This window comes from Enterobacter sp. IF2SW-B1 (assembly GCF_001743375.1).
GTDB classification, from domain to species: Bacteria; Pseudomonadota; Gammaproteobacteria; order Enterobacterales; family Enterobacteriaceae; genus Enterobacter; species Enterobacter bugandensis.
On sequence record NZ_MJAA01000328.1, the window covers coordinates 1 to 381 of the forward strand.

A 381-nucleotide genomic window follows, 5' to 3' on the forward strand; every position below is an offset into this window, starting at 1 on the left:
CACAAGAACGCGAAAATCCGATGATGTCAGTATGGCTGCTTTCCGACGACGACACCCATCTGCAATCTCGATGACACCTCCATCTACCCGTCGTCCGAACGCAGGCGTCTGCTGACCACTCAGGAGGAAAGAGGGGAGCAGATCATCAAGCGCGTCTTCGCTCAGTAGCTCCTGGTCACGTTCATAACCTGACCAGTCCCTTGATGCCGTTTCAACGCTCTCGCCAGGGATGGCTTCGAGAATAAATATCACTTCCCGGCCACAAACCGGAAGCAGAATGGTAGTCCCGCGGGCCATGGCTCCCACCCGTGCAATTAAGGAATCAACCATCGGTGCAGCGGGTGCCGCTGACGGATCAGTTTCGGGGCGGATATCTTTTAC

At 55.6% G+C, this 381-nt stretch carries 1 protein-coding gene; it reads right to left on the bottom strand.

Going from position 1 to position 381, the window contains the following annotated elements; translation table 11 throughout:
* Positions 1–372, bottom strand: a 372-nt coding sequence (locus A6013_RS24550) for a ParB N-terminal domain-containing protein (protein ID WP_175437438.1), incomplete at its 3' end; no start/stop codon positions are given.
* Positions 373–381: the final 9 nt, after the last annotated feature.